Raw genomic sequence first — 26,399 nt, 5'->3', positions numbered from 1 at the left:
TATGAGCAATAATGAAAAAGAATTTATTTCTGTAAAAAACCTGAAAAAGTATTTTTCAGCTAAAGGATTTTTCGGAAACAGCAATAAATTTATAAGAGCGGTGGATGATGTATCTTTTCATATAAATAAAGGAGAGACCTTTGGTCTAGTAGGGGAATCTGGCTGCGGGAAGTCAACCTTAGGAAGAACTATTACGAGATTATATGACATTACGGATGGAGAAATAATTTTTGACGGAAAAGCTATAGGAAAATTAAATAAAAAAGAATTGACGCCGTATTATAAGAGAATGCAGGTTATATTCCAGGATCCATATTCCTCCTTGAATCCATATATGAATGTGGCTGAGATAATAGATGAACCATTGAAAATTCATACTAAGCTTACAAAAGGTGAAAGAGTGGATAAAATAGAAGCAATATTAGCTAAAGTGGGCATGAAAAAAAGTGATATGGAGAAATTTCCTCACGAATTTAGCGGAGGACAGAGGCAGAGAATAGGAATAGCAAGAGCTTTGTCTATAGAACCGGATTTCGTGCTTTGCGATGAACCTGTTTCAGCATTGGATGTTTCCATTCAGGCTCAGGTAATAAATATGCTGGAGGATTTGCAAAAGGATATGGGACTAACCTATCTTTTCGTGGCTCATGATTTATCAGTAGTTAAGCATATTTCAGATAGAATTGGGGTAATGTATCTTGGTAAGCTTGTTGAAATTTCAAACAGCAAAGATATTTACAAAAATCCCCTTCATCCATATACTAAAGTACTGCTTTCCTCCATACCAATACCAGATCCTATAAAGGCTAAAAGCGCTGAAAGGCAGATATTGCAAGGAGACTTGCCTAGTCCAATGGATATGCCAAAGGGCTGCAGATTTCAAAGCAGGTGCCCATATGCTACTGAAAAATGCAGGGAAATTGAACCTGAATTAAAGGAAGTAGAGAGAGGACATTCAGTGGCCTGTCACTTATATTAATGAATATTTAAATTCAGTGTAAAGATTAATACTGACTTAAGACAGAGTTGATATTAATAAATTTGGTATAATTAGCAATTACAATAATAAATATGGTATAATAATTATTATTATATAAAAAAGGATGATGAATTTATGAAAGCTTATGAAAGTTACAAAATAAAGGATATGGTGCTTAAAAATAGAATAGTTATGCCGCCTATGTGCATGTATTCTGCAGATAGTACGGGTAAGGTGAATGCTTTTCACTTTATCCATTATGCAACCAGAGCTATTGGAGGCGTTGGACTAGTGATAGTAGAGGCTACAGGGGTAGCAGAAAATGGCAGAATATCAGATAAGGATTTGGGTATATGGTCCGATGAACACATAGAGGGGTTTAAAAGCTTGGTAGAAGAGGTTAAAAAACATGGAGCTAAGATAGCTATACAGTTAAACCACGGAGGAAGAAAATATGAAGGTAAAGTTTCTCCTTTAGTAGCTCCAAGTTCAATAGCCTTTGATGCAAATAGCGCTATCCCAAAGGAACTTACAAAAGAGGAGATAAGAGATATAGTTAAAAGCTTTAAGTCAGCAGCTGAAAGGGCTCTTAAAGCTGGCTTTGATGCTATAGAGATACATGGAGCTCATGGATATCTTATAAGTGAGTTTTTATCTCCAATTTCTAATAAAAGAACGGATGAATATGGAGGAAGCACTGAAAACAGAAGCAGATTTCTAAAGGAAGTGCTTCAGGCAGTAAGCGAAGTTTGGCCAAAGGAAAAACCTATATTACTTAGAATATCCGCCAGCGATTTTAGAGAAGATGGAATGACTCCAGAAGAGATGGCAGAAATTATAAAAGGCGTAAAACAGTATATAGATATAGTTCATGTAAGCGCAGGAGGAGTAGCACCAGCACATATAAGTTTATATCCAGGCTATCAGGTAAAATTCTCTGAAATCATTAAAGAAGAATGCAGTATACCAACCATAGCTGTAGGGCTTATAACGGATATAAATATGGTGGAAGAGATTCTTTCAAACGGCAGAGCGGACTTAGTTTCCCTTGGAAGAGAACTTCTAAGGAATCCATATTTACCAATATTAGCTGCAAAGGAGAAAAATATAGAGGTGGAACTTCCTGAGCAGTATAGAAGATCCTTTTAGAATATATTCTAATTATGAAGTGGCGAAAGCCACTTTTTTTGTGTTATAGGAATAGCAATATTTTTATTTAGGATGTATGTAAGGATTTTTTTCTTTTCCAAGGGAGCTTGTTATCAGACTTATAGGCACGGCAGAGATAAGCTTCAAGAGCTTTTTACCATTTACAAGCTTTGCAGAGCGTGCTTCATAAGCGGCATCATCCTTTAATATTGAAACAAAAAGAGCTAATAAAATAAGAGGAAGTGCATCTAGAATTAAGTTTGCCAGTACAGTTAAAAGTCCATGCAGCAGATTATTGCTAAACAGGCTACATAGAAAACCACCAAAGCTCCCTAGGTATACCTCAAGAAAATTACAGTTAGTCACAGCTACTATTATAGGAAGTATAAATATAGTAACAGCAGCTGCTATTATAAACTTAATTAAAGACAAATTATTTAAAGATTGATGTTTTCTTTCTATCATCAATTGTTGATCACCTCATACTAAAATATATTTCTAAAACAATGATATTCATTTAAATAATATTTAGAATAGGATTTTAAAAAATAATTTTATGCACAGGGATGTTGATTACATATTATTCTTTAAAGTACTCCATAATAAATGTATGAAAGCAATATATTCATTATGGAGGGCTATAAAATGGAAAGTGATAAGCCTATATCTTCTGATTTGAATATAAACATAGATCAGCTTACTGAGAAATTTAGGGAATGTCCAGATATAATGAATAAAAAAATTATATTCAAGGATGGAAGGAAAGGCTGCTTTTTTTATTTAAAAGGTTTTGTTAATATTGGTTTAATCCAAAGAGATTTTGTTAAACCTCTATTGTCGATATGCATCAGTGAAATATCTGACAATGAGCTAGTTGACTATCTGCCCATATTTAATACCTCTGTAGCTTATGAAATTGATGCAGCAGTTACAGCCGTATTGAAGGGTAAAACAGTTTTATTTATTGATAAATTAAATTATTCAATAGTATGCGATTTGACTGATATCGACAAGAGAAACATTAGTGAGCCGGAGGGGGAGAAGAATGTCCGCGGGCCTCATGAAGGTTTCATTGAAAGCCTTGAAACTAATATTTCAATAGTAAGGAGAAAAATTAAGGATAGTAATCTTAAATTCAAAAACTTAGAGCTGGGTACAAAAACTAAGCAGACAGTATCTATTTGTTATATTGAAGGCATAGCAAATACTGAGATGCTTAATGAGCTTTTTTCTAAAATAAACAAAATAAATACTGACGGATTGATGGCTATTGGGTACATCGAACAGTATATATCAAGTTCGCCAAATTCTCCATTTCCTCAATATATGGCTACAGAGAGACCTGATAAAGCGGTTGCTGCATTACTTGAAGGAAGGCTTGTTGTGTTAATGGAAGGAACTCCCTTTGTTCTAATAGCGCCTGTTTCTTTATGGTCTTTTCTTCAGGCCTTAGATGATTATAGCACAAAATGGATGCTTGGAAGCTTTGTACGATTGATTAGAATACTATCTGTTTTGGTTGCAGTATTGCTTCCTTCATTATACGTAGCTGTTACCACCTTTCAATATTATATTGTGCCCTTAAATCTACTTGTACCATTAGCCGTTTCGAGAACTCAGGTGGCTTTTCCACCTGTAGTGGAGGCTTTGGTTATGGAGTTTACTATAGAGATGATCAGAGAGGCATCTATAAGGCTTCCTACTTATTTAGCTACTACAATTGGCGTGGTAGGCGGTATAATAATCGGTCAAGCTGCAGTTAATGCCGGCATTGTAAGCAGTTTGTTTATTATTGTTGTAGCAGTTACAGCTATGGCTTCCTATGTGGTTCCAATTTATGATTTTGGATTAGCCATACGATTATTTAGATTCCTGCTTTTGATACTTGCCTCTGCATTTGGTATTATTGGCATTATTGTGGGGATTGCGTTCCTCACAGCACATTTACTGTCTTTAGAATCTTTAGGTCAGCCATATGTAGCACCGATACAGCCAATTAAAATTAAAGACCTCAAAGACTCTATAATAAGGGCGCCTTTAGGGTATATGGAAAACAGGCCAAGTGATGCAAAGCCCTTAAAGAAGAAGAGAGGAAGTAATTGATTGAGTGAGAAATTAAACCAAATTACATCTAAACAATTGATATCCTTTATTATATCCTCTCAAATAGGTTTGGGTATAATTACTTTGCCTTCTATTTTAGCTAAAGAAATAGGACACGATGGCTGGATTTCGGTGCTTTTATCAGGATTGGCAGCTATTATGATTATTTTTCCCATAATGAAGCTATTGAATAGATTCCCAGGTAAGTCAATTTTGGATATCAACACTATCCTTTATGGAAAAATTATTGGCAGCATTTTAAATTTGATTTTTATAATTTACCTATTAGCCTCCGCTGGTATAAGTTCAAGGAGCTTTGGCGAACTTATTAATATAATAATCCTTCAAGACACACCACAGCTGGTATCATACCTTCTAATTATGTCTCCTACGCTTTATTTTGCAGCAAAGGGATTGAAGGTTATATGCAGATTCGATAATTTGTTATATTTTGCACATATACTTATTATTTTGCCATTGCTGCTTGTTATAAAACATGTTAGATTTACATATTTGCAGCCTGTTTTGCAACCAGGATTTCTTGAAGTGATTAAAGCTGTGCCTTGTACAATATATTCATTTCTTGGGTTTGAATTAATTACAATATTCTATCCCAATGTAACAAATAAAGAGCATACCAAGAGACATGTGATATCTGGAATAGCATATGTAATGATGTATTTTATAATAATTACTGCTTTTTCCGTACTGTTATTCGGTGAAGATAAATTAAAATTGATAGTATTTCCTATTTTTTATATTGAGGAGGCCACAAGGGTTCCAATAATCGAAAGGCTGGATTTGTTTTTTATAATGGTTTGGGTTCCCACCATGGCAGCGTCAGTAAGGGCTTACTTTTTTTCTTCATATTATTGCTTAACAAAGGTATTTCATGTGGAAAGGACAAAGATGTTAATAGCCATAGTTATGATCATTACAGTGATAATTGGAAGAATTCCGCGAAATTTTGAAAGTCTGTTTGATTACATGGGGTATAATTCAGTATTTGGAATGATAAATATTGGCATTATTTTGCTGTCATTTTTAATTTCCTGCACTAAAAAGAGAGTGTGAGATATATGAAAAAATTCTTTGCCTTATTTTTAATAATGACATTGCTTCTGGAAGGCTGCTGGGATCAGAAGGTGTATGAAAAAACAGGTTTTATATTGCAGGTGGGAATAGAAGCCAGCAGTAAAGATAATAATCTTCTAATATCCTATTCTGATCCTGTGGTAGAACCGGACTCTAAGGAGCAGGTAGAGGTTATCTATAGCGATGAAGAGAATTTGCTAAGAGAATTTAGGGAGGATTCTAGAAAAATTTCAGCAAAATTGTTGGAGGGTGGTAAAATACAGCAGGTACTAATTTCATCCTCCTTGGCTGAGAAAGGTATAAATAATCTGCTGGAAGTCTTTGAACGTGAACCTACAATACCCGTAATCGCCCGTTTAGTTATTACAGATGGAAGCCCAAAAGAGTTAATAGAGAAAGCTCAAACTTTTGGAGATAAACCTAGACCAGCCTTCTATGTGCATCAATTAATAGACAATAATATAGCAGAGTCTTATGTTCCTCAAATGGAGATTTCTCAATTTACTACACAATACTATTCACCAGGATTAGATCCTATAGTACCGCTAGTAAAATTAGAATTTCATAAAGGTAAAGGTATCGAAGTAGAAGGAGCAGCTCTTTTTTCCAGTGATAAAATGGTGGGAAAGATTAATACCTGGGAAACTGTACTTTTAATATCGATGATGGGAAAATTAAAGAGCTCTGTATACATAAATAAATCCATAGCTGATCCTGGTTATAATAATGGTAAAAGAGGATGTGCTTTTAATATTAGCAAAGCTAAAAGAAAATTAAAGGTTCAAGTGGTGAACAATGCACCAGTGGTGAATATTTCCTTAAAATTTAATGGAGTAATGAAAGAGCTTTACTGGAATGGTATTAAAGATCTATCAAGTCAGAAAAGCATTGAAAACTTATTAGCCAATGAGATTAAAAAAAATTGTGAGCATATAATAGAATATACTAAAAGCGTAAGATGCGATTGCTTAGGCATAGGAGACTATGTCAGAGCAAAATATAACCCTTATTGGCAGAAAATAGAATGGAATGATGTTTATCCCTTTGTAAAGTTTAATATCGATGTTAACGTAAATATAACTAATTATGGAGTTATACATTGAGCAAACAAATAAAGGCTATGTTACGAAAACACGGCCTTTATAATATAGTTTATTATTTGAATATCTTAACTCTTTGATCTATAGGAAGGAAAGCTTTTTCTCCAGCTGGACTAGTTGCTTTTCCGAAAGGCATCTCGCCCCTTAGCTTCCAGTTAGCAGGAATGTTCCATTTTGCTTTAACTTCATCATCTATTAGAGGATTGTAATGCTGAAGAGAAGCTCCAAGTCCTTCTGCAGATAGTGCATTCCATACATTTATCTGAAGCATACCTGAAGACTGCTCTGACCATACAGGGAAGTTATCCTTGTAAAGTGCAAATTGTTCCTGAAGTCCTTTTACTACACTTTCATCCTCGAAGAATAAAATTGTTCCATAACCGCTTTTGAAGGAATTTATTTTATCCTCTGTTTGAGCGAAGGCTTCTGCTGGAACTATTTTTCTTAAAGCGTCTTTCGCTATTTCCCAAAGGGCATCATGCTCCTTACCTAATAAAACTACAGCTCTTGAGCTCTGAGAGTTAAAAGCTGAAGGAGTATTATTTACTGCGAATTCAACTACTTCCTTTATTCTTTCATCACTTACTGTGATTTCCTTGCTAAGTCCATAGATTGTTCTTCTTTCTTTTATTACTTCATAAAGATCTTTTGACATATTAATTCACCTCATTAAAATATTTTTTATATATAATTATGTTTTGTTAGTCGATAACTATTAGTAACTTTATATTTATATAATACATTAGTTAATATAAAAAGTCAACTGATAATTATAATTAATTGTGCAAAATTTTTTCTACAAAATTTTCAAAACAAATTTACAAATAATGCTGTTACTTTGCTTTCATATCCAGACCTTCTATAAAATTAACGAAGGCTTTAGTGATATTCATTTCTAAACAACTTTCCTGGTATAGCATCCAAGTATGCCTCATGAGGGGAGAATTATTTCTATCTTTTAAAGTTATTATGTTAAGCTCTTTTGAGTTCTCTATAAGAGCGCTAGGAAGAATTCCATAGCCTAGACCATTCTCTACCATAGCCCTGCAGGTATCAGATTGGTCAACCTCTATGCTTACTGTTGGAGGCTCAGAATAATTAGCTGTCCACCAGGCGTCAATCATATTTTTTAGAATTGGATCGCTGGTATAGCTTACTCTTGGCAGTTTGGGAAGTATGTTTATGTCTATTTTATTTTTTGAGGCTATGCATATGTTTTCTTTTGAAAGCAAATAACTCCTTCCGTTCCAGCTGAAATCACCACGCACAAAAGCTATATGAACACTGTTATTGTAGACTAGCTTGAATATATCGCTGCTCCAGCCGGTGATTATATTAAAATCTACATTGGGGTATTTTTCTTTAAACGACCTAAGCAAAACAGGAAGCTTAGATTTTGCAAAAAATTTAGAAACTCCTAATTTAAGAACACCGCAAATATTTCCGTTCATATTTATTATGTTTTCTTTAATGGTTTCCAATTTATTTAGCATCTCTTCTGCACACTTCGCTAGATATTCACCCTCCGCAGTAAATTGAATCCCCTTGCTTTGTCTTATAACTATCTTAACTCCAAACTCAGCTTCCATTACTTGTAATCTCTTAGTGAGAGCAGGCTGAGAAATAAATAAAGTTTTAGCAGCTTTGGTTATATTTTTTTCTTTGTGCAATGCATTTAAAATGCACCAATCTCTATCATCCATTTATATTCTCCTAAAACCATAACTTTTAGTTATGCCTAATCATATAAATTTTTAATTTTATTTATATCTCTAATTATATTATATTTATTATTGCTGCAAAACTAATGAGGAGTTGAATTAATGAAAAAAATTATAAGAATTTTAAAAGATGATATTTTTCCTGCTTTAAAGCACAGAAATTTTAGATATTTTTGGTTTGGTCAGTGCATATCCCTGCTGGGAACCTGGACTCAAAGAACTGCGGAAGCTTGGCTTGTATATAGCTTAACTAATTCTCCGCTGCTTCTAGGCTTATTAGGAGTGTTCCAATTTGGTCCATCCCTTGCATTCTCTTTATTTGCAGGAGTTTTAGTGGATAGGTTTCCAAAAAGAAAGCTGCTGCTTATAACTCAATTTGCTTTTATGTTCCACTCTTTAGCCTTATCATTACTAGTGCTTTCTGGCAGGGTTAGGTACTGGCATGTAGTTTTATTAGCTCTGATATTTGGACTATCTCAAGCTCTAGATATGCCGTCTAGACAAGCTTTTGTAGTTGAGCTTGTAGGAAAAAAGGATTTGATGAATGCTATTTCCTTGAATTCCACCATTGTCAATTTAGCTAAGATTGTGGGACCAGCTGTTGCTGGTATATTAATGATTAAATTAGGTGTAGGCGTATGCTTTCTTGTAAATTCAATAAGCTTTTTACCTGTTATTTATGGAATATACAAAATTACAGCTAATGGCATAAACAATAGAGGTAAGAAATTAACCATAATCAAGGATATAAGCGAGGGCGTAAAGTATATTTTAAATAATGAAACCTTGCTATTCACCTGTATTTTTATGCTGATAGTATGCACCTTTTCAGCAAACTCTGAAGTGATAATACCTATTTTTGCAAAGGATGTGTTAAGCGGAGGTATAAACGGGTATACATTTTTGCTATCCGCCCTGGGGATAGGTGCTTTCATAGGAGCCATATGCATGGCAGTCAGAAGCAGAAGAGGACCTAAGAAATTTATACTTATAGCTGATACTCTTCTTGTTTCAATAGTACAAATTTCTATACATTTTATTAAAAGCTATTACTTTATAGCATTTATGATTTTATTCATAGGATTTTTCTATATGACCTTTTTAAATATGAGCAATTCTACCTTGCAGATTAATTCTTCCAACGAATATAGGGGAAGAGTAATGAGTGTATATACTCTTTTAAATGTAGGAACAACTCCTATAGGAAATGCTTTTTCGGGAGCTATAATGGAAAGGCTTGGCTCGAATATGGGATATACCATTTGCGGAATTTTTACTTTGGTTCCCGCAATCATTGTTTTACTAGCTATGAGTAAAAGAAAAGGTAGGGTTGTTTAACTAAAGGAATGTTTTAAATCAGTGTAAAAATTAACACTGATTTAAAACAGAGCCTAATAAAAATGGACAGATTATTATTAGCTTAATTTCAATATAGTCACAGAAGCACTTACAGCGGTATTTGGTTTACCTCCGCCAGCCAAACCATTAGAAAGAGTAACAGCACCTCCGCTGAAATTAACGAGGGTAATATTAACAGGTGGTGAGGATACATTAACGATAGCTTCTCCAAAAACTTGTGAATTACCGCTTCTTGAATTATAGGTCAGAGATTGAACGACTGATCCTCCTACGGCTATAGCCCATTCACCTCCGCCTCCAGTAGCAACAGAAACTTCAAAGCTTATAAGATAACTACCAATGTCAGTTAAGGTAATTGTAGAAGTTCCGGTAGTGAATGAAATTGGAGCTAATGTTGAAGGAGAATCAAAAACTACGGCTGCATTATCGGCGACAGATTGGGCTGTAGTGGAGTAGATATATGCGAATGCGGATAATCCACTACCTGAGGGGCCACTAGGGCCAGTAGGACCAGTGAAACCGGTAGGGCCAGTAGGGCCGGTGAAACCGGTAGGGCCAGTAGGGCCGGTGAAACCAGTAGGACCAGTAGGTCCGGTAATACCGCTGACTCCAGTAGGACAAACATTACAGAGTATCAGAGTATTGTCAGCATTTGTAAAATTGCATGTTTTATCACAAAAATGAGAACTCATTTACAGTTAGCCTCCTTTTTCTTTGCTAGTAAATAGTAAAATGAAAATTTACTATACTTCATAATATTGAGAAATGATAAATTTTGATTATAATTTATTTTAAGGAGGTGTTGAAAAATCACATACCAATTGTAATTACAATAAAAATCGCCAGCAACCTCTAGGGGCACTGGCGAATAGTAATGGTGTAATTATTCTTTTATTATATTTTAAATTTATTTACAGACTTTTCCAAGTTTCTAGCAAGTTCCATTAATTCATTGGCATGAGAATTAATAAGCTGTGTAGAACTTAATTGTTCCTGTGTAGAAGCGGAAACTTGTTCTGTGGAAGCAGAAGATTCTTCAGAAGCTGCTGCTATGTTAGTCATGATGTTAACAATATCCTCTTTCTTTTTAGACATCACTATAGTATGTTCTGATATATCATTCATTTTTGATATTAAGGACTTTACTATAGTAGATATATCATCAAAAAGTGCTCCTGTTTCTTCTACAGATTTGCTTCGTTCCTGTACTATTTTTTCTGAAGTTTTCATATTTTCAACAGCAGTTTTTGACTGCTCTTGCATTTCTGCTATTAGAATACTTATATCATGAGCCGCAGCAGAGGATTGCTCAGAAAGCGCTCTGACCTCATCAGCTACTACTGCAAATCCTTTTCCGGCCTCACCAGCTCTGGAAGCTTCTATTGCTGCATTTAATGCAAGCAAATTGGTCTGTTGAGTAATCTCCTCTATTTTATCTATTATTACATTTATTTTTAAGGCACTTTCATTAAAGCTGTTTATGGAGCTACTTACTTTAGAGGCTGACAAATTATTTTCTTCATTTTTTTGTATTAAAAGTTTAACTGTATTAATGCCTTTGTCTGCAGTTTCATTAGCAGTAACAGATATGTTTTTCATTTCTTCTGCAGTTTTAGAAACTATGTCTATTTTTTCAGCTAAATCATTTACTTTTGAAGAGCCATTTACAGTTTGTCTAGCTTGATCTTCAGCACCTTTTGCTACTTCTTCAATAGCCTTTGCTACTTCATCAGTAGCATCAGAAACTTCGGAGGTTATTCTAACTAAAGAATCTGAAGATTCTACTACAATTTTATTGGAGCTGCTTATATCTGTTATTAAAGCACTTATGCCTTTAATCATGTTATTAAAGCTCTTACCTATTTGTCCAAATTCATCGTGTCTGCTTAATATTTTTCCTTCCAATAAGGAGGTACTCAAATCCCCGCCAGCGGCAGAATCTATTTTTTTAGATACATATTTTAAAGGCTTTGTTATATAATTTGATACTGTAAAGGAGGCAGCTAATGCAATAATCAACGCTAACACTGCAAGTATGATAAGCACTTTGATTAGAGAATTTACAATCTTGAATGCATTAGAGGAACTTGTCTCTACAATTATTCCCCAATTAGCTCCGCTAATACCGTTCATAGGAGCATAAGTAGTTAAAAGTAAGGTACCTTTATTCAAATATTCTTCTGTACCAGACTGCTTCTTTAGAACTTTTTGAACAGGAACTAAAGAAGAAAAACTAGAAAGCTTAGATACTAAACTTTTGTCTGGATGGGCTATTACCTTTCCAGTGTTATCAACAATATAAGCTTGCCCACTAAAACCTTTTAATGCATTTGCAACTATATCACTAAAAATAGCTAGGCTAACATTGGCTGATAGCACTCCCACCATATTTCCATCTTTTTTTATGGGAGCGTAACATACAACTATTGGCTTATTTGAAGTTTTGGACATTAACACATCTGAAAATCCACTTTTACCTTGAATTCCTGATTTGAAATAATCTCTGTCAGATCTGTCAGAAAGCTTGTCTTTACCTTGAGAATTATAAACTTGAAATCCATTTGGAGCTATTACGCCAAAATCTTCGAGAATAGGATTTTGTTTTGATACCTCTTTAAGCAAAGAATCAATGGTTTCAAAGTTCATGCTTTCAATTTCAGAAGAAACCGAAAGTGAATTAACAAGACTTTGAATTTTATCCAACGTACCTACAGTTTGCTTTTCAATTAAATCTTTCTGAAACTGCTGGGTGGAGAAAGCATTGTTTTTATATTGCTTAAAGTCGGTGATGCCAAGATATGTTCCAGAAATGACTAACGGAATCAGCATTAAAATAACAATTACAATAGTAAGTTTGGTCCTAAAACTCTTAAATTTCATAAAGTAAGTCCTCCTAGTGAAAATATAGTTTGTCTATTACTACTAATATTCGACATAAAAACAAACAACTTTAATGCATCATATAAAAATTGCACCTTTCAAAGCTTAGTATAAATAGGCTTTGAGAGGTGCAATAAAGATTTGTAATATTTACTAGGATTTATTAAAAAATTTCATTACTAAGGCTAATAGACCGGAGGTTATTAAAGGACCTACGGGAACTCCTCCAAGGAATGCTGCAGCAGCCACCGCCCCTAGAATAAGAGCTGGCATAACATCACCATGCCCTTGCAGGGTAAGATATCTCAATCCTAAACCGCTCAAATATGTGGTGAAAAAAGACAACAAAATAGCTGCGATACCGATGCTAGAGGTGAGAGTAGATTTTATGCTTAATGCCTTAATACTGCCGTTAGCAATAGGAATCATTATAGCCATTATAAGTAGTACTAGTCCCCAAAACATACCGCTTTTATCTAGTATAGGGAATACTATATTTTCAACATGAAGCAGTTTTAATATTAAAAGTATTGAGGTAGCTATTGCTACGGAATCTGCTTTGCCGAATATAGACGCTGCTAGAATTATTAAAAGTATAATATTTGTCTCCAAAGGCATCATCCTTAAAAATCATTTTGTTGTATATATTATATGAAAAAAATATTGATAGGTTACTTTATAAAAGTTCTATATTATCTCTATTTGATACATTTTTTAAAGCGTTTCTTGTGTCAAAAATAAATTTTGAATTTTGCTGTATAAAATTATAATCAAATAGTCTGTGATTGGTTATTAAAATTACCAGATCAGCCTTCTGTAAGGCTTCCTTATTTAAAGTTATACTAGTATATTCTGCACCTTTATATCTATAGCTAGAAATATATGGGTCACAGTAGCTAACCTTTGCACCTTCGCTATTTAAGGCTTCTATTATTTTAAGCGCTGGACTTTCTCTGTAGTCATTAATATCGTTTTTATATGCAATGCCAAGTATCAAAATATTTGAATCTCTTAAAGAAAGATTAAATTTATTTAAGATATGATTGGTTCTATCTACTATATAGCGCGGCATATAATCATTTATCTGCCCTGAAGTTTCTATCATTCTTGCATGGTAGCCATACTCCTTTGTTTTCCAGGATAGATAGTAGGGATCTAAAGGAATACAATGTCCTCCAAGCCCTGGACCAGGATAGAAGGGAGTGAAACCATAGGGCTTAGTTTTAGCAGCGTCTATAACCTCCCAAATATTTATATTCATCTTGTGACAGATTATAGCCATTTCATTAATGAGACCGATATTTATATTTCTATAGGTATTTTCTAAAATTTTTTCCATTTCAGCCACCTTAGCAGAAGATACTTTATAGGTTTCACTCTTTAGAATATTTCTATAAAATTCATCGGCTACTTCTGTACTTTCAGAAGCTAGCCCTCCAATAATCTTGGGAGTATTGCTAGTTTTATATTGGGTATTCCCAGGATCTACTCTTTCAGGAGAAAAGGCTAAGAAAAAATCTTGTTCTGGTTTTAGCATTGTATGAGATTCTAAAATAGGTAATACTAGCTCTTCCGTAGTTCCGGGGTAGGTTGTACTTTCAAGCACAATAAGCATATCTGCATGAATATAATTATTAATAGATTCCGCAGCAGCCTTTATATAGCTGATATTAGGCTGCTCATATATGTCCAAAGGGGTAGGAACACATATGAGCACTATGTCCACATCCTTAAGAAGCTGAAAATCGGCATAAGCCTTTAGTAAATGGCTCCTTACTATTGTGTTGAATTCATCATTATTAATATCATCTATATAATTAATTCCATTATTTATCATGGATACCTTATTCTCATCAACATCAAGACCTAATACTTGATAACCACTTTTTGCAATTTCCACTGCCATTGGAAGTCCCACGTAGCCTAAACCTATAACCCCTACAATGGCAGTTTTATTTTGTATTTTATATAATAAATTTTCTTTACTTGTCAATGTTAGAGACCTCCTTATATATAGCATCATAATAAATATTTTATGTATTTAAGATGAAATAGTGATATATAAATATACAAAACAAAAATGTGGTAACAAAAAAGAAAATAAAAAATAATATATATTAATGTAGAAATATTCTACGTTAATAATTAACCAAAGTAAAAGGAGATGTATATAATGCCAAGTTTTGATACACCAACCAATGGAAGCTTAAGAAGAGTAGCTTATACAGGAACTATACAGGGACGTACTACAGGATATCTTACAGCTGGCTTCAATGTTACAGGAACCTATAGAGGAACCCAGTTTTTCTCTAGAACTTTACCAATATCAAATACTACACTCACCGCAGCTAACTATCATGGAACTTTAAATATATCAATAATTCCTCAATTGTATGGAAGCGACACAGCTACTGCAACCTTTGGATTAGATTACTAGGCGTTAGATAAAGATATAGAGCCGTTTATGGCTCTATATTCTAAAACAAAAGAAAGAAGAGGTTAATATGGGAAATGTTATAATATTTGCAAATAAAACAATTTCTATAACCAATGAATTTCCAAACAAAAATATAAATGAGGGAGATATAATAGTAGGTAATAGAGCTAAGTATAATTATTATAGCTATATTTTCTTTGATATTTCTCCCATACCTCAAAATGCAATTATAAAACATGCTGATTTAGTCCTTTTTAAAACAGATAATTTTTATGATGACTGCCGTAAGGTATTTGGAGTATGCAGTATATCAGATTATTTCAGCACCTATACTACCTATAATAATAGACCTAATACAATTGATGTTGTAACTAGCAGTTTTTATCCGTTAACACGTGAAGTGTCTATTTCTGCAAATGTTAGTCGAATAGTTTCTTTATGGAACAATAATCCTTGTATGAATGCAGGTGGAATAATGCTATACCCTAAGAGTAGAGATGTACTTTGTAAATTTGGGTCGGCTATAAATAAAAACCAGTATATCATACCATTTTTGAAGATATGTTATGATATTGAAAATACTAGTTGCAATTGCAGCAGATGTATTCCTAACGTAAATCCTTATATAAGAGATATAAGGGTAACGGGCACTGTGGCAGCTCACAGCATATATGATTTAGCAGTAAATTTGGAAGTGGAAAGAGGAAACACGGGCTGCATTAATAATTACTATGTAGCAAAAGAATATGATAACTTATCAAATGGAAATACAATGCATGTAGATGAAAACTTTAATTTAGCAATAATACCGCCCACAAGTCCTGGTGATAAGGAAAATGTAGTTCTTTATGGAGCGTATAGAGCTTGAGAAGCTACCTCATAATAAATTATGAAGTAGCATTTTTATTAAGCTTTTAATATTTCAAGGGCCTCAAGGTCATATAATCTATATTGAATTATTGAATTCAATACCTGTTCTTTGGCCAGATCTATATAACCATATTTAAAATAGAGCTTCCCTAAACTGAGAAAGGTAGAATTATCATTTACTAAGGTTAATAAATTTACTGCGGATTTGAGTTCATCAAACTTTTCATTAATAAGAAAGAGTTCAAGAATCTCAATTATTATGCTCATATATTCGTCGTCAGAGGTTTTGCTTAATTCGCCACTTGGAGGCTCATTGTTCAGTAATTTTAATAATTGGCGGCATGCATTTATTTCTTTGCTTTCTGGCAAAGTACTCATTAGTTTTTTAGCTTCCTCGTAATCTGGTAAGAGAATATAACTTAGCACCTGATAAAAAGCAGCAAATGAGTAAATAGGACTTCTTTTATCTACAGAATTGGCAGAGATGCATGCTGTCAATTGCTTAGTTCTTATGAGATTTTTCATTTTTAATAAAATTAGGTTATCAGAAAATATGTGATTTTCTTCACAAGCCTGTATATACTCCAATGAGTATTCATAGTAATCTAGATTGAAAAAAAGATTTGCCAGCAATATAGAATCGGCACCGAAGTCCTTTGCTATGGCATCTATTTTTTGCTTTAAAGCTTCATCACTATAGTTTTGCTTCTTTAGCAGATAGGCTATATGGTATATGGGGGTGGAAAAATCTTTTTTGCTTTTCATAGCTTCTATATAATATTTATAGGAATTTTCGTAGTCATTGAGCTCAAAATAAACATTGGCTAATTCATATAGAGCTCTAAAATCTCCTGTGCCATATAGAAATCTCTGTTCTGGAGGCGCTTCGCCTAATTCAATGCATTTTTTCAAGGCTTCAATTTCACAGGTAGGCTTGTTAAGTTCCTTAAAAATTACTGCTTTAAAGTAATATAAATCAGTACATTTTGGAAAATAGCTTAATCCAATAGAGATGAATTTAAGAGCCTCCTCATAATTTTTAAGAAGATAGTTAGAATGAACTAGTTTTATTAAAAGAATAGAGCTATAGCCTCTGGAAGCCTCAAAATATTCATAGCTTTTATAGTAGCATTCCAGGGCTTTTTCTGGATTAGACAAGGCAGAATATTCATTTCCTAAATTAAAATATGCGAAGCCATATTCAGGATATTTTTTAATCTGTTCCTTTAGAATTGCCATATTTCTTTCTCTCTTGTTCTTTTCATAAATAGCTTTGTTTAAATAGCCATAGTGGTGTATTTTTACTTTATCATAGATAAAGCTTGCCTCATTATTTGGATATACAATTTGATTGTGAATTTCCCCTTCATAGTGTATTCCTCTATGATTTTTGAAAAGCCTTGGGTTTAGATTGATAGTAATATTATTTTCATCAACGTAATCTCCGGTATAGCTTAGGGTTTGAAAGAAATATATTCCATCTTCTCTTAGGTCGCTGCTTAAAAATTCTATTAGATTTTTTTTATCTTCTGGAAAGATTTCGTCATCAGCATCCATAACTAATATCCAATCCTTGGTAGCATATTTCAAAGACTCATTTCTAGCAGCACTGAAATTATTAATCCAAGGGAAAATATGAACTTCAGCTCCAAAGCTTTTACAGATATCTATAGTATTGTCAGTAGATCCCGTATCAACTATTATAAGTTCGTCCCATAAACCCTCTATGCTTTTTAGACAAGTTGGAAGGTAAGCTTCTTCGTTTTTAACCATCATGCAAACACTTAATTTATTGTTCATGCTTATTTCTCCTTTGCTTTGAAAACATTATTAGCATATAAACACATGAATATACAAAATAATTATATTTTTCCATATATAATATGCAGGTTATTAAAAAGAGTAAACAAAGTTTATATAAAAAATATAATGATATAGAATAAAGTTTTATGTAATCATATTGTAAGGAGAAGACCTATGAAGAAAAAAATTGTGTTTTTTGATAAGGGCGATGATAAATTCATTTGGGATATAATAAATGAACTATCTTTAGAATATGAAACTCGCCATATAAAGGTTACAGATTTAAAACAGATAGATGCTGCTATGGATTGGGCTGATATATGCTGGTTTGAGTGGTGTGATGAGCTTTTAATATATGCTAGTCAAAAGGAAGCTTGCAAAAATAAAAAAGTCATTTGTAGAATACATGGGTATGAGGTATATACACAATATATAAGAAGTGTGAATTGGGGGAATGTAGATGATTTAATAATTGTAGCTCCTCATATAAGAAGAATATTTGAGGAAAACACCCGAGATATAGATAAAACTGGCTTGAATATAACCACTATATTTTGTGGTATAAACGAAAAGTCTTATCCCATAAAAACAAGAAAACCAGGCTTTAACTTAGGATATTTGGGATATATAAATTTTAAGAAGAATTTACCATTAACCTTTGATATACTAAAAAAATTAAATTCTATAGATAAGCGATATAAATTATTGTTAGCAGGAGAATTTCAAGATCCAAGGACTTTAAGCTATCTGCTGTATTTTATAAAAGAGAACAATTTGCAAAGCAATGTGTCATTCAATGGATGGCAAAATTATGAGAATAAGCTTAAGTGGTTTGACAATATAGACTATATGGTGATATCAAGCATTGATGAGGGAATATGTTTTGCAGCAGCGGAGGCAATGTGCAGTGGAATAAAGCCTGTGCTTCATAATTGTGAAGGTATCAAAGATCACTATGATAAAAAATATATTTTTAGTACCTTAGAGGATGCTGTGGATATGATTTTATCTAAGGAATATGATTCTCAGGGATACAGGGATTTCATTATTAATAATTATAGTATGGAAAAGGAATATAGAGCTATAAAAAATATACTGGAGGAGAAAGCATGAAAATACTTTATATAAATGTTATAGAACAAAATGCTGGCTGGGGAGCTGAATATTTTATCAATGAAGAATTTAAAAAGGCTGGGCATGAAACCATAACTTTGGATTATAGAAAATATAGAAATATTCTTGGCGAAAAGCTCTTGAAGGCAGGAGATTTTGATGTATTGCTTCTCCAAAGGGGAGATGGCTTTCCCTTAGAACTTCTAAAAGCAGTAAATAGGCCTAAATTTTTTTGGGCATCTGAATTAATTGCTAGAAATAGGGATCAGGATGTTTTGCTTAATTCTGGGGAGTTCAGTCATATTTTTGTGCATAGCGATAACTGCAAAAAGCTTGCAAAGCAATATTTTAATGGAGTAGAGGAGGCCCGGTTATCTACTCTTATTAATGGATTTTGTCCTAAAGTTTTTTCACCAATTAAGGATATAACTAAAACAATAGATATTTTATTTGTAGGCAATATTACAGAAAGAAGAAGGAAAATTATTAATGAACTTAAAAGCAAATTTAATATCATAGAATCCCAGTCAGCATATGGCATGGATATGAATTTATTATTGAACAAAGCTAAGATAGTATTAAATATTCACGCAGAAGAATTTTTAGATACAGAAACAAGAGTTTTTGAGACCTTGGGCAGCGGAGCATTCTTAATAAGTGAAACTTTAGCTTCTGAAAATTCATTTATAGCAGGAAAACATTATGTTGAAGCAGAAATAGGAAATGTTGAAGCCATGATTAAAAAAATTGAATACTATTTAGCTCATGAAGAGGAAAGAGATAAAATAGCACTGGAAGGGCATGAAGAGGCAGTGAAAAATCATACCTATGAAAAAAGAGCAGAGTATATAGCCAGTTTAATGAAAGCTTTCGTTACTAAAGAAAACTTAAGGATTCCGGCAGTGAATGAATATGCTGTAAATGAATATATAAAGAATAAGAAAGCAAATGGGATAACAGTAACCTATGAGCAGGTGAATGCTATAGGTGATTTTTTTAAGAATTATCAGGGCTTTAGAAATGCATATAGCTGTTCAAAGGTTACTAATATTGATGAAAATATTTGTGAGGCTGTAAAACAGTATTTATTTCAAAATAGAAAGCTTGGGTTATATTATTTTGAGAAAGACGTTCCACCACAAAAATATATGAGGCAGTATATTTTAGAGAAATTTTCCCAAGTAAGAAAAGAATCACGCATATTAGAAATAGGACCTGGGAATAATCCTATATTTTTAAAGAGTGAATATAAAAATTGGATTGGAATAGATAAAAATTGGAACGGCAGAGCTATAAGATTTAGAGATAGAGTATGGGGAGAAAATAAATATGATGAAAGCAGCATTTTTTCTGGAGGATGGGAAAATATATCCGAGGTATGCAGTAACAATGGAATAGATTATAAATTTGATCTTATTTGCAGCTCCCATTCCTATGAGCATACTTTTACACCGATTCAATCTCTCATAGAAGCCAGTAAAATGCTGAAGTCGGGAGGAATATTAGTACTATTTGTTCCAGATGGCTTTTCTGATGATCCTAATACCAAAGATCCCACTCATACAATATATGCTGTTCCTGAAATGATAGAAGAATTTTTTAAATTTGCAGGAGATTACAGGCATATAAATATAGAGCCCTTTAGACCTGACAGTGATTTAGTTATAACAGCGGTAAAGCTATAAAAGAAGATACAAGATAAGGCAGAGGAGTGCGTTATCTTGTATTTTCTACAATTAAAATATATGCAAGCTTATAAATATTTATTGGTTATTATTAATATGGATTTAATAGGAAATTTTAATCTGCTTTTGGATTATTTAATAAATCGTTAATTTTAGAGCATATTTTAGGCCAATAAAAATTGTCATAAGCAAATTGTTGAGCAGGTAAGCAGTTATTTTCCAATAGATATTCGTTTGTACAATATTTTATCAGTAGCATTGCCAAAGTATTTGCGCTGCCAATAGGGAAAATCTCTCCGTATTTATTGTTGTCAGTAATATCTAAAGCAGAAATTACATCTGAGGTTAATATAAAACAGCCATTTTTTTGAGCTTCAATCATTGAAATTCCAAAGCTTTCTAGCTTTGAGGTTTGACAATATATTTTAGCTTTCCTATATTCCTCATCTAGAACTTTCTTATCTCCAATAAAGCCAGTGAGTATAACTCTATCTTTAAGAGAAGGGTTTTCTGAAAAAAATTTAAGCAGATAAGATTTAAAGCTTTCATCAATAGTACCTATTAGCTTAAGCTTCCAGTCTGGTATAAAAGAGGCTGCAAATTTAAATGCTTCTAGGAGTATCTCATGTGACTTTAGATAGAAGCCGATTCGCCCAGCAGTGCAGATGATATTTTCTTTTTCATAATAATTGGCTTCTTGGTGATTACTAATATCATAAAATCCGTTAGGAAGGTACTCTACTTTTATTTTCCAGTGATTATTTAAATATTCGTATAGATACTTTGTTTCTACGGTTATGAGATCGCACAGTTGCAAAATTTCAATTTGTTGAGGAGTTAAATTATAATTTAATATATTAATGTTTGCATCTAGTTTTAAATAAATCTTTCCTCTTGGATTTAAGGATTTATAGGTTTGTATCCAAACCAGAGAACGCTGAAGAAAATGAAATATATGCAGTACAGCTATATTCTTGGCATTTTTTTTTATATAATTATTGCCATCAATTAAATCATTGTCTGTATTTTCAAGAAAGTCTAGGTTGAGTCCTAAAACCTCTTTATTTAAGTAAGGGTAACTGCCGTTTTTATAGCATACGATTTTGGAATTGTAATTAAAATATTTATGCATTAAAAATGGAATCATACCCACATCTTTTGTAAGATGCACATTTTCGGTTTCAGGGAAGAGAGTAACAAATAGCTTTCCTCTGTTTTTGGTGTATTCGCCAGATGGTTCAACAGGTACAATGCTTTCCTTAATGGGTTCAGCTTTGGAGGCGCTAATAATATACTGGTATACTGAAAATTGATATTTATTAGCTTCATTACTTAAAATAGCTAAAGAATTAATAAAATCTATGTCTTCATTAGTAGATACAAGCAAGTTTGTGTTACATTGAAGAATATTGTAACCACAATTTTTAAACATAGAAATAATTTGATTATAGGTAAAAAATCTTAGGTGAGTTTTATCTAAAATACCTGCATCTACGTAATTCCAGTTTCCATTTAAAAGATCTCTTATTACTGAATAATGCATAACATTAGGTATACTGGCTAGTATATTTCCATCATGCTTTAAATATTTTTTTATATTTGTTAATACCTGCCATGGATTTAATAAGTGTTCAAGTACATCGGCAAATATGATGTAGTCAAAATAGTTTTCTTCGTAAGCTAATTCTTCTTTCTCTATATTAGAATTTTTTATATCTGCAATTAATGAAGATATTTTTGTTGTATTGCTGTTTAATTCTATACCGAAGAGCTCTGCATTTTTGTAATGATTTTTTATTTCTAAGAGAGTGCCTCCGCAGGCACAACCTATTTCTAAAACCTTTAAAGCTGCATTTTTATCAGCTTTAATTAAATTTATTATGTCTCCTCTTATGAAGGTAGAGTAATTTGCATCGAAGCCCCATTTATCTTCAAACTTTTTCTTGTTTAATTGAAATACATTATAGAACATATCTCCTGTGCTTCCAAAGGAAGCACTTCCATAATGGTGAATAAAAACATCTCTACAAAGCAGCAATTTATAGCCTGCCAGCCTTATTCTAAGAGAATAGTCGTCATCTTCAAAGTTTCCTGGTGTAAAAAGTTCATCTAAATAGCCTACTTTTTCCACAACTTCTTTTTTTATAAGCATACAAAAACCTATGAGCAGCAAACGTTCATCCCAAATACCTTTATTGGTTAAATTATTTTTTTGTGCAAATTCAATCATTTCAGCATCATTGCTATAGCTTACGGGTATGCTCTGGTAATAAGAGCAATAGTTAGATACAGCTCCTACAGCACCTATTTTATCTGAACTGTAGAGAGCATCTAAAAGATTTTCCAGCCAATGCGGAGTGACTATTACATCATTATTTAAAAGCAATATGTTATCTCCAGTAGAATTTTCTATTCCTAGATTACACCCCTTTGGAAAGCCTAAATTGTCATCATTAAAAATAGTTATTAAATCCTTTTGCGATTTTAACCATTCCACTGTTCCGTCTGTGGAATTATTATCTACAATAATAATTTCATAGGTTGTTTCCTGAGTATATTTTTTGATACTGTCTAGGCACTTTTTAGTATAAGCTAATTGATTATAGGTTAGTATTATTATGCTAGTTTTCATTAGTGCTCCTTTCTAAAACAATACTGATATTTTCATAGTATGCAAGGCTTAGAGCACTGTTACTTTTGACTCATAAGAATGAGCCGATTTTTTAAAATCTTTCGTGTATATAGGTTTCTCATAAGAGCCATCCACAAGAGTTTTACTGCTTTCAGTGGTTTTTAAAATGGTCATTTGACTCATATTGCCTATTAAGGAAGCGCCCTCATAGGTATTGAATTTGGGTATTATTTCTGATATCACAAGTCCCATTTCTCTAAAATAATTTTGCAGGCTTAAATCAAAATCTGGAGATTTATGCCCATATGATAAAAATATAGTAGAAGAGGAATCCCTATTTAACCCTTCTAAGCCCCTTGAAAGAAACAGCTTAATTCCTGGCAGAGTATAAGGAGGATCAGTAAATAAGCAGTTATAATTATTTACTAAGTCTTTATTTAGAGAATCTCTCAGATCAGATTTTATACAGGTTATGGGAAGTTTAAATTCTTCAGCTATATGGGATATAGTATCTAAAATTCTCTCATCTATATCCACCACGCATATAGAGCTCTTACAATTAGAAATGCTTCCATACAGTTTCTTCAATAAAAGTCCTAGGGCTACGCTTATAAAATCATCATCTCCAATGCACAATATATTCTTTCCTATTAAGCCAGAGTATTTAAGGCAGAGGATAGCTCTTTTAAGGGCAGTTTCTGCAGTGCATTTTGACTGATCTATAGTTACATCAGCACTTGGCCTTTGCTGTAATATTATCCTTAAATCTTCAAGCACGTCCTGAACATAGCTAAAATCATCTATGGAACTATTTAATAAATTGTCGTATAGTTTTATATTCAAATCATAAAAGCCAAACTCTTTTTCGATAAGATTTTTTCCAATAGAAGTGAGCCTTACCCCTCTATCTTGAACAGCCAAACCAAGCTTGACGGCCTCCTTTTTTATGGCGGCAGTTAAGGGCAGGGGAAGCAGGTTATTTCTGGAGAGCTCTTTTGTAGAAATTCCTTCACAGAGATATATGTTTATAAGAGTGTTCTGTATTACTTGTTTTCCTTCTTTAAGTTCCATGTTTTCATAAATTTTATCGATATAATTAAGCATGCAAATCTCCTTTTTGTACAAAATTTGTGGTTTTGATTTCAAAAAAGAAGCTAACCATGCTGAATATGCAGCTTTATCATTAGATTAGGCATCATATCAATTATTAAAAAAATGCAAAACAAAAAAGGCTATATAAACTCGAAGTCAATACAGCCTTTAAATTCAAATAGTTAATATTAATAAAACACGCTAAATACATGTAAATACTAAAAGGTTGAATGATGTTTATACTCTAATGAGTATCTTACAAAAACACAATTAACAAGCCTTTCAAATTAAGACTTAATAATTCTGAATTATAAGATCAGCTATTCAGTTGGTTAGCTTAAAACTACCTCGCTCATAAAACATTCTCCTTTCGTATTACAAAGGTTTATATGGTAAGTATAACATTAAATTACAGCAAGTGCAATTAATTATTTCAGTTTTCTTTATCAAATTTTTCCAATAGATTATGATTAAGCACATCATCAGAGTACTCTAGCATTTTGTCGGCATAATCTCGTTTAGTTTTATTCTCCTGAGTTTCACTTAACAAAGCTCCGGTTTTAACATCATAGTACTTATTATACTGAGATAGATAGAAAATGTTTCCGTCCGTAAAGGAGCCATTTCTAAGAATAACAGTATCGTTAACAGGATTAAATAAGTCTTTTCCAAACATATATTTTGTAGGAAGATTATATAAGTTTGCTATAGTAGGATATAAGTCCATCTCCCCAGAGTAGTTATGATACACTCCGCTGTTTTGGTCGCCAGGGAAGTGCATTATCATAGGCACCTTTTGAAGCAATGCCCAATTAAGCTCGCTGCCCTGCATACCTAAAAATTTGTATAGATTCTTTTCTTCACTCTTAGGTATAGCATAGTGATCCCCATATAAGGCAATTATTGAATTTTTAGTTAGTCCTGCCTCATCTAATTCCTTTAAAAACATTCCTAATTGTTCGTCCGCATAATGTATGCTTTTTAAATAGTCACCAAGCAGGCTTCCGTCGTATTCTCCCACATTAAAGTCACCGTAATGCTTTGTGTCATCGAAAGGGAAGTGACTGCTAAGGGTTACAAGAAAGCTATAAAAGGGCTGCTTTTGCTTTTTTAATATATCTACAGATTGATTTAGAAATGACTTATCGCTAAGCCCCATACCCACTATTTCGTCCAGCTTAAAACTGCTTTGCCCATAGAAGGTATCAAAGCCCTCAGCTTTGTTCATAACGCTCCTATTCCAAAAGTCTTCCTTAAAGCCGTGAAGAGCAATACTAGTATAACCCTTATCGTCAAGGGCTTTTGGAAGTGAATTAAACTGATTTCCGCAGTATAGGTAAGCCGCAGCTCCTGCAGCTGCAGGGTAAACCGAATTATTAGTCATGAGCTCTGCATCAGAGGTATTACCTCCAGCTACCTGATAAAAATAATTATCAAAATAAGCACTCTTTTTAAGCCATGCATTCAAATTAGGTGTTATCTCTTGACCATTTATAGATCTGTTTATCACAAACTGCTGAAGAGCTTCAACCTGAATAATAATAAGATTTTTGCCTTCACCAGTTCCTTTTAATTTAGGATTTTCTGAGGTGGTGGTATTGCTGGCGAAGAATTTCTTTAGTTCATTTTCTTTGTCTGCAGAAAGCTTAGTGCCTTTCTGTATAGCTCTTGAGATAGAATTGTAGGTGTCAAGTACATGAAAGTTCAGATTACCTAGATGCTCCGCAATATAAATTCTATTGTACATTGTGGTAATAAGATTAGGCTGCTCTACAGAAAGCTTATATATATAATTGGCATCGCCGCCTGCGCCTATTAAAAGCAAAACTGCAAAGCTTATAAGCCTTAACTTTAAAGTGTTATCTTTTTCAGGCATTATTTTATAAATAAGCTTAGGAATAATAATAAAATCTAAAAAGAACAACAGGTATTTTATTTTGAACAGACTAATGACGCTGGCTTTTACAGGGCCTAGAAGCATACCATTTTGTATTACAGGTATGGAAAGAATATCTCTATAATATCCAAAGTAAACTGTATCCGAAACTATTAGAATAGATAGTAAGACATCAACTATATAGAGAAACAAAGTCCTATATTTCTTTTTAAATAGGAGAGCTATAGAACAAATAACTATCAAGGAAGTAAATACAGGCGGGTATAGGGAGGAAGCCGAAAAATAATTTTCCTGAATTATACTTCCGTATACAAGGAATTTTATAGACATAATTATTATGAATAACAACAGATCAATATTATTTAAAAGTACATTTTTTAGCTTTTTCATATACAATCTCCTAGTGGTTTTCTAAGTTTATATTTTTGGTTCTGCTTCAAAAGTATAAACCGAATTTGTGTATAAAACAATAACAAACTATGAA

The 26,399-nt window shown here is 32.9% G+C and carries 21 protein-coding genes; 10 read left to right on the top strand and 11 right to left on the bottom strand.

Going from position 1 to position 26,399, the window contains the following annotated elements:
- Position 1: 1 nt before the first annotated feature.
- Positions 2–979: an oligopeptide/dipeptide ABC transporter ATP-binding protein gene (locus tag IAI10_RS15195; RefSeq protein ID WP_315674140.1), complete on the top strand. Its 978-nt coding sequence runs from the start codon at positions 2–4 to the stop codon at positions 977–979.
- Positions 980–1,114: 135 nt separating this feature from the next.
- Complete coding sequence (namA, locus tag IAI10_RS15190) at positions 1,115–2,128, top strand: NADPH dehydrogenase NamA (RefSeq protein WP_315674139.1); 1,014 nt, start codon at positions 1,115–1,117, stop codon at positions 2,126–2,128.
- A gap of 63 nt (positions 2,129–2,191) precedes the next feature.
- Here the strand turns inward: namA and IAI10_RS15185 are convergent, their stop codons facing one another.
- Positions 2,192–2,593 carry a hypothetical protein gene (locus IAI10_RS15185; protein WP_315674138.1) on the bottom strand — a complete coding sequence of 134 codons (402 nt, stop codon included), beginning with the start codon at positions 2,591–2,593 and terminating at the stop codon, positions 2,192–2,194.
- Between the two features lie 180 nt (positions 2,594–2,773).
- On the opposite strand from IAI10_RS15185, the gene IAI10_RS15180 reads away from it, so the two are divergent.
- The 3 genes from IAI10_RS15180 to IAI10_RS15170 are packed head-to-tail and all read left to right on the top strand — an operon-like array spanning position 2,774 to position 6,429.
- Entirely contained in the window at positions 2,774–4,231 is a 1,458-nt protein-coding gene (locus tag IAI10_RS15180) for a spore germination protein (RefSeq protein WP_315674137.1), read from the top strand.
- Entirely contained in the window at positions 4,232–5,305 is a 1,074-nt protein-coding gene (locus IAI10_RS15175; RefSeq protein ID WP_315674136.1) for a GerAB/ArcD/ProY family transporter, read from the top strand. It begins immediately after the preceding gene.
- Between the two features lie 5 nt (positions 5,306–5,310).
- Positions 5,311–6,429 (top strand): Ger(x)C family spore germination protein, encoded by a 1,119-nt coding sequence (locus tag IAI10_RS15170; RefSeq protein WP_315674135.1) that lies wholly within the window; start codon positions 5,311–5,313, stop codon positions 6,427–6,429.
- Between the two features lie 52 nt (positions 6,430–6,481).
- On the opposite strand, the gene IAI10_RS15165 is transcribed toward IAI10_RS15170, so the two are convergent.
- Both IAI10_RS15165 and IAI10_RS15160 read right to left on the bottom strand, forming a co-directional pair.
- On the bottom strand, positions 6,482–7,081 hold the full coding sequence (locus tag IAI10_RS15165; RefSeq protein ID WP_315674134.1) for a nitroreductase family protein: 600 nt from the start codon (positions 7,079–7,081) through the stop codon (positions 6,482–6,484).
- 178 nt (positions 7,082–7,259) lie between these two features.
- On the bottom strand, positions 7,260–8,129 hold the full coding sequence (locus IAI10_RS15160; protein WP_315674133.1) for a LysR family transcriptional regulator: 870 nt from the start codon (positions 8,127–8,129) through the stop codon (positions 7,260–7,262).
- Positions 8,130–8,249: 120 nt separating this feature from the next.
- Between IAI10_RS15160 and IAI10_RS15155 the strand changes: the two genes are divergently transcribed.
- Positions 8,250–9,485: an MFS transporter gene (locus IAI10_RS15155; RefSeq protein ID WP_315674132.1), complete on the top strand. Its 1,236-nt coding sequence runs from the start codon at positions 8,250–8,252 to the stop codon at positions 9,483–9,485.
- A 77-nt stretch (positions 9,486–9,562) separates the two neighbouring features.
- On the opposite strand, the gene IAI10_RS15150 is transcribed toward IAI10_RS15155, so the two are convergent.
- From IAI10_RS15150 to IAI10_RS15135, 4 genes are all read right to left on the bottom strand, one after another.
- On the bottom strand, positions 9,563–10,198 hold the full coding sequence (locus tag IAI10_RS15150) for a hypothetical protein (RefSeq protein ID WP_315674131.1): 636 nt from the start codon (positions 10,196–10,198) through the stop codon (positions 9,563–9,565).
- 202 nt (positions 10,199–10,400) lie between these two features.
- Positions 10,401–12,386, bottom strand: coding sequence for a methyl-accepting chemotaxis protein (locus IAI10_RS15145; protein ID WP_315674130.1), 1,986 nt, complete (start codon positions 12,384–12,386; stop codon positions 10,401–10,403).
- 153 nt (positions 12,387–12,539) lie between these two features.
- Positions 12,540–12,998 (bottom strand): DUF441 domain-containing protein, encoded by a 459-nt coding sequence (locus tag IAI10_RS15140; RefSeq protein WP_315674129.1) that lies wholly within the window; start codon positions 12,996–12,998, stop codon positions 12,540–12,542.
- A gap of 64 nt (positions 12,999–13,062) precedes the next feature.
- Entirely contained in the window at positions 13,063–14,379 is a 1,317-nt protein-coding gene (locus IAI10_RS15135; RefSeq protein ID WP_315674128.1) for a nucleotide sugar dehydrogenase, read from the bottom strand.
- A gap of 180 nt (positions 14,380–14,559) precedes the next feature.
- Between IAI10_RS15135 and IAI10_RS15130 the strand changes: the two genes are divergently transcribed.
- Both IAI10_RS15130 and IAI10_RS15125 read left to right on the top strand, forming a co-directional pair.
- A complete protein-coding gene (locus IAI10_RS15130) occupies positions 14,560–14,823 on the top strand; it encodes a hypothetical protein (protein WP_315674127.1) in 264 nt (87 codons plus the stop codon).
- Between the two features lie 67 nt (positions 14,824–14,890).
- Positions 14,891–15,691: a DNRLRE domain-containing protein gene (locus tag IAI10_RS15125; protein ID WP_315674126.1), complete on the top strand. Its 801-nt coding sequence runs from the start codon at positions 14,891–14,893 to the stop codon at positions 15,689–15,691.
- A gap of 38 nt (positions 15,692–15,729) precedes the next feature.
- On the opposite strand, the gene IAI10_RS15120 is transcribed toward IAI10_RS15125, so the two are convergent.
- Positions 15,730–17,493 (bottom strand): glycosyltransferase, encoded by a 1,764-nt coding sequence (locus IAI10_RS15120; RefSeq protein WP_315674125.1) that lies wholly within the window; start codon positions 17,491–17,493, stop codon positions 15,730–15,732.
- A gap of 177 nt (positions 17,494–17,670) precedes the next feature.
- Here IAI10_RS15120 and IAI10_RS15115 point away from each other — a divergent pair, with 177 nt between their 5' ends.
- Both IAI10_RS15115 and IAI10_RS15110 read left to right on the top strand, forming a co-directional pair.
- A complete protein-coding gene (locus tag IAI10_RS15115; RefSeq protein WP_315674124.1) occupies positions 17,671–18,609 on the top strand; it encodes a glycosyltransferase in 939 nt (312 codons plus the stop codon).
- The gene (locus IAI10_RS15110) at positions 18,606–20,294 is read left to right on the top strand and encodes a glycosyltransferase (RefSeq protein WP_315674123.1); all 1,689 of its coding nucleotides are present in this window, start codon (positions 18,606–18,608) and stop codon (positions 20,292–20,294) included. The genes IAI10_RS15115 and IAI10_RS15110 overlap by 4 nt, the downstream gene beginning before the upstream one ends.
- Before the next feature lie 115 nt (positions 20,295–20,409).
- On the opposite strand, the gene IAI10_RS15105 is transcribed toward IAI10_RS15110, so the two are convergent.
- From IAI10_RS15105 to IAI10_RS15095, 3 genes are all read right to left on the bottom strand, one after another.
- Positions 20,410–22,926 carry a glycosyltransferase gene (locus IAI10_RS15105; protein ID WP_315674122.1) on the bottom strand — a complete coding sequence of 839 codons (2,517 nt, stop codon included), beginning with the start codon at positions 22,924–22,926 and terminating at the stop codon, positions 20,410–20,412.
- Between the two features lie 48 nt (positions 22,927–22,974).
- Positions 22,975–24,030, bottom strand: coding sequence for a bis-aminopropyl spermidine synthase family protein (locus IAI10_RS15100; protein WP_315674121.1), 1,056 nt, complete (start codon positions 24,028–24,030; stop codon positions 22,975–22,977).
- Between the two features lie 421 nt (positions 24,031–24,451).
- Positions 24,452–26,305 (bottom strand): LTA synthase family protein, encoded by a 1,854-nt coding sequence (locus tag IAI10_RS15095; RefSeq protein ID WP_315674120.1) that lies wholly within the window; start codon positions 26,303–26,305, stop codon positions 24,452–24,454.
- Positions 26,306–26,399 lie beyond the last annotated feature (94 nt).

It is taken from the genome of Clostridium sp. 19966 (assembly GCF_032335695.1).
In the GTDB taxonomy this organism is placed as follows: Bacteria; Bacillota; Clostridia; order Clostridiales; family Clostridiaceae; genus JACTOJ01.
Note: the sequence above shows the minus strand (reverse complement) of the source record. Positions and strands in the feature narration are given on the sequence as shown.